At 62.7% G+C, this 3,784-nt stretch carries 6 protein-coding genes; all 6 read right to left on the minus strand.

All coding sequences use genetic code 11. The features are described 5' to 3' along the window. On the minus strand, positions 1-467 hold a 467-nt coding region (gene lepB / locus EN893_RS23350; protein WP_127375353.1), incomplete at its 3' end, for a signal peptidase I. 78 nt (positions 468-545) lie between these two features. After that, positions 546-959 (minus strand): holo-ACP synthase, encoded by a 414-nt coding sequence (gene acpS / locus EN893_RS23355; protein ID WP_127267159.1) that lies wholly within the window; start codon positions 957-959, stop codon positions 546-548. Next, on the minus strand, positions 956-1,555 hold the full coding sequence (locus EN893_RS23360; RefSeq protein ID WP_127267163.1) for a DUF2062 domain-containing protein: 600 nt from the start codon (positions 1,553-1,555) through the stop codon (positions 956-958). Before EN893_RS23360 ends, acpS begins: the two co-directional genes overlap by 4 nt. Before the next feature lie 247 nt (positions 1,556-1,802). Further along, entirely contained in the window at positions 1,803-2,183 is a 381-nt protein-coding gene (locus tag EN893_RS23365) for a VOC family protein (RefSeq protein WP_164749033.1), read from the minus strand. Between the two features lie 71 nt (positions 2,184-2,254). Next, positions 2,255-2,833 carry an orotate phosphoribosyltransferase gene (gene pyrE / locus EN893_RS23370; protein ID WP_127267157.1) on the minus strand — a complete coding sequence of 193 codons (579 nt, stop codon included), beginning with the start codon at positions 2,831-2,833 and terminating at the stop codon, positions 2,255-2,257. Between the two features lie 50 nt (positions 2,834-2,883). Next, positions 2,884-3,784: RelA/SpoT AH/RIS domain-containing protein (locus EN893_RS23375; RefSeq protein WP_164901044.1), on the minus strand; the 901-nt coding region annotated here is incomplete at its 5' end.

Below are 3,784 nucleotides of genomic sequence, written 5' to 3' on the forward strand. Positions count from 1 at the left end.
GTCTCACGATAGACATCGATCGGGCGCGATTCCTCGGTGATGTCGGGATTGTCGATCTGGCCTGTTTTCACGCGCGGCACGCCGACGCCGTTGATGAACAGCTGGCCGTCCTTGACCTGGATCTTGTCACCCGGCAGGCCGACAACGCGCTTGATGTAGTCGACGGACGGATCAGGCGGGAACTTGAACACCGCCACGTCGCCGCGCTTCGGCTCGGCGCCCCAGATACGGCCCGAAAAGATGTCGGGGCCGAAAGGCAGCGAGTACCGCGAATAGCCATAGGACCATTTGGTGACGAACAGATAGTCGCCTTCAAGAAGCGTCGGCCGCATTGATCCCGACGGGATCGAAAAAGGCTGGAACAGCAGCGTGCGGATGACCAGGGCGAGCAAAAGCGCCTGGACGATGACGCTGACGGTCTCGCCAAGCCCGCCGGATTTCTTCTCGGATTTTTCAGCCACGCTCATGTCGTCCTCGATTGTGCGTTGGATGGTATAGAGTCTCGGCGCGCGCTGGGCAACGTCAATGCCGGTCGTCAGAGGCAATCAATGTGGCGCTTCTTCGACGGGCAGCGCCTCGATGATCACAAAGGCTTGAGCGAGCGGGAAATCATCCGTGATGGTGAGGTGGATTGCCGCCCGATGGCCGTTTGGCAGGATCTTGTCCAGCCTGGCCTGCGCTCCTCCCGTCAGAGCCATGGTCGGCGCGCCACTGGGCAGGTTGACGACACCCATGTCGCGCCAGAACACCCCCTGCGCCATACCGGTGCCCAGCGCCTTGGCGCAGGCCTCCTTGGCGGCGAAGCGTTTGGCATAAGAGGCCGCGCGGGCGCCTCGATTGTCCGAACGCGCCTGTTCGACCTCGGTGTAGATTCTCTGGATGAAGCGCTGGCCGTGACGCTCCAGCGATTTCTCGATGCGTCTGATGTCGATCAGGTCGCTGCCGATGCCGATGATCATCGCGCGGTGGAACCGATGCTTGCGCCGGGATGGGGCGATTGCGCATGCCGGCTTGCGCGCTGGGCCAGACGTTTGCACCGCTGTTCGCGGAAAGCGTTCATGCCCCAGCGCGTGATGGCGTAAAACAGCAGCCCGAAGGCGAGCCCGAGCGGAACCGCGCCTATCAGCATCGGTTCAAGGACCGGTTTCCACAATTGCGCGAAGGAGAGGTTGTGCAACATCTCGCCCAGATGTGCCGGCGGCCCATGCGTCGGCAAGCGGTCATGCAGGATGAGCTTGCCCGTTTCCCACGACGCCCCCCATAGCAACGGGAAGGTCAGGGGGTTGCCGAAAAAAACCGCGCCGAGAGCGGCCGCCACCAGATTGCCGGCGATCACCCAGCACAGGAGGGCAGCGATGATGAAATGGAAACCGACGGGAAAGAATGAAGCGAAGACCCCCGCTGCAACGCCGGCCGCCACCGCATGCGGTGTGGCCTTCAGCCGCAGGATGCGCTTGGAAAAATACTGAAGCGAGCGCGAAAATGAGCGGCGCGGCCAAAGGTAGGTACGCACCCGCTCATAAAGGCCATCAGGCTTGCGGCGTCGAAAAAGCACTCTGTTCCCGTTCCACGGCTCCCGCAACGGCACCTTAGCCGGGCGTGGTAGCCACATCTTGCGCTTGACGATCACCCAATGGCAATCGCAAGCATGATATAACGACGCGCTGACAGAAGAACAACCAAGCACCGTCTGTCCGATGCGCACTCGTCGCCGCCCCTCGGGGTGGTTCATGCTTCGAACATTGGACAATCGCGGCGAATTTAAGGAAAACTGGCAGTCGCTTTTTCGAAGAGCACCAGCGCTACGGCAGGTATTCGCTGACCTCGACCAGATTGCCGTCCGGGTCGCGGAAATAGACCGACATCATCGGACCGCGGGCCCCGACACGTTCAACCGGACCGAGTTCCACCGCCACACCATTGGCCGCGAGCCGGGCACGGACCTCATCCAGTGGCCCGTCCGTGACCAGGCAGAAATCGCTCGAGCCCGGAGCCGGCGACTTCGCCTTCGGCTCGAAAGTGCGGCCGACCTCATGCACATTGATCTTATGGATACCGAAAGCCAGCGCCGTCGGCCGATCCGCCGCGTCGATGCGCTCAAAACCCAGCACGCGCTGGTAAAACTCACAGGTCACTTCCAGCGAAGCGACCGTCAGCACGAAATGATCGATGCCGGTGATCATTTCCAATTTGTCTTCACGCATGTCGCTTTCCCCAAAACCGCCGCACACTGTTGGGCGAAAAAAATGCCCCGTCAGATGTTGCGGCTGCCGGGCTTGATCGCCGGGATGGCGGCAAGCTCCGGCGGCAGCCGGTCGGCCGGATAGGCCGGGACCTCATACTCGGCCAGCGCGATGAGCGGCACACCGACATCGGTCTTGCCAGCCGAACGGTCGATGATGCAGGCCGCGGCCACTACCTCGGCGCCAAGATCGCGCAGGCACTCGATGGTCTCTCGGATCGACAGGCCAGTGGTGACGATGTCCTCGACGATGACGACACGCGAACCCCTGGCGATCTCGAAGCGGCGCAAGCGGAACTCGCCGCCTTCCCGCTCGACCCAGATCGCCGGCACGCGGAGATGGCGCGAGGTCTCGTAGGCTGGGATCAGCCCGCCGATCGCCGGGCCGACGACATAGTCGATCTTGCCGGGCACGCCTGCGCGGATTTTCTCCGCCAGCGCCTTGCACAGTAGCTCGGTCTTGTCGGCATGCATGAACACGCGCGCCTTCTGCAGGAAGACCGGACTGCGCAGGCCCGAGGTCAAAATGAAATGCCCTTCCAGAACAGCACCCGCCTCGCGGAAAATGCCCAGCACTTCATCGGTGTTCATTTCTGCCTCTTTTTGATTGACCATGACTTTGTCCGAAACCGGAGCATGATCTAGCCATTTACGCGTCTTGCGTCGCTGACGCTCGAATTGTCCTTGAGCTGCGACAGCAGCCGGTTGAGGTGCTTGAGATCCCAGACTTCGAGATCGATCAGCATTTCGGTGAAGTCGGGCGCAGTGCGCACCATCGACAGCGTATGGATATTGGCGTCGTTCGAGGCAACCACCTGCGCTATATCGGCGAGTGACCCCGGCGCGTTGATGGCGGTGACCGAGACACGCGCCGGAAAGCGTTCCTTGGTGCGCTCATCGATGTCCCAGCGCACGTCGATCCAGCGCTCGGGCTGGTCATCGAACGCCTGCAGCGCCGGCGACTGGATCGGATAGATGGTGATGCCGGTGCCCGGCTGGACGATGCCGACGATGCGATCGCCAGGCACTGCCCCTTCCGGCGCGAAACGCACCGGCAGATCGCCGCGCACGCCGCGAATCGGCACGGCGCCATCGCGTGGCTGGTCCTTGTCCTTGCGCGCGGCACGACCCGGAATCTGGAACAACATGCCGGCGGCATTGCGGATCTTCGACCAGCCCTCCTCGCGCGGCTTGGGGACGGCCGTAGTGACGCGCTCATCCTTGTAGTCGGGGAATACCGCCTTCATGACGTCGGTGGAGGCGAGCTCGCCGCGCCCGACGGAGGCCAGCACATCCTCGATGTCCTTGCGCGCCAGCCTGTGCAGCACCTGCTTCAGGCTCTCCTTGGTGAAGGTCTTGCCGGCACGCTCGAAGGCGCGTTCCAGGATGCGGATGCCGAGACCCGAATATTGCTTGCGGATGGCGTTCTTGGTGGCACGGCGGATGGCCGAGCGCGCCTTGCCGGTGACGACGACCGATTCCCATGCCGCCGGCGGCACCTGCGCCTTGGAGCGGATGATCTCGACCTCATCGCCGTTCTTC

It is taken from the genome of Mesorhizobium sp. M7A.F.Ca.CA.004.04.2.1 (genome assembly GCF_004022825.1).
GTDB lineage: Bacteria > Pseudomonadota > Alphaproteobacteria > Rhizobiales > Rhizobiaceae > Mesorhizobium.

Bases quoted from the DNA above. Each gene is read 5' to 3' on its own strand.
- acpS (WP_127267159.1), bottom strand. From the start codon at position 959: ATGATCATCGGCATCGGCAGCGACCTGATCGACATCAGACGCATCGAG.
- EN893_RS23365 (WP_164749033.1), bottom strand. From the start codon at position 2,183: ATGATCACCGGCATCGATCATTTCGTGCTGACGGTCGCTTCGCTGGAA.
- pyrE (WP_127267157.1), bottom strand. From the start codon at position 2,833: ATGAACACCGATGAAGTGCTGGGCATTTTCCGCGAGGCGGGTGCTGTT.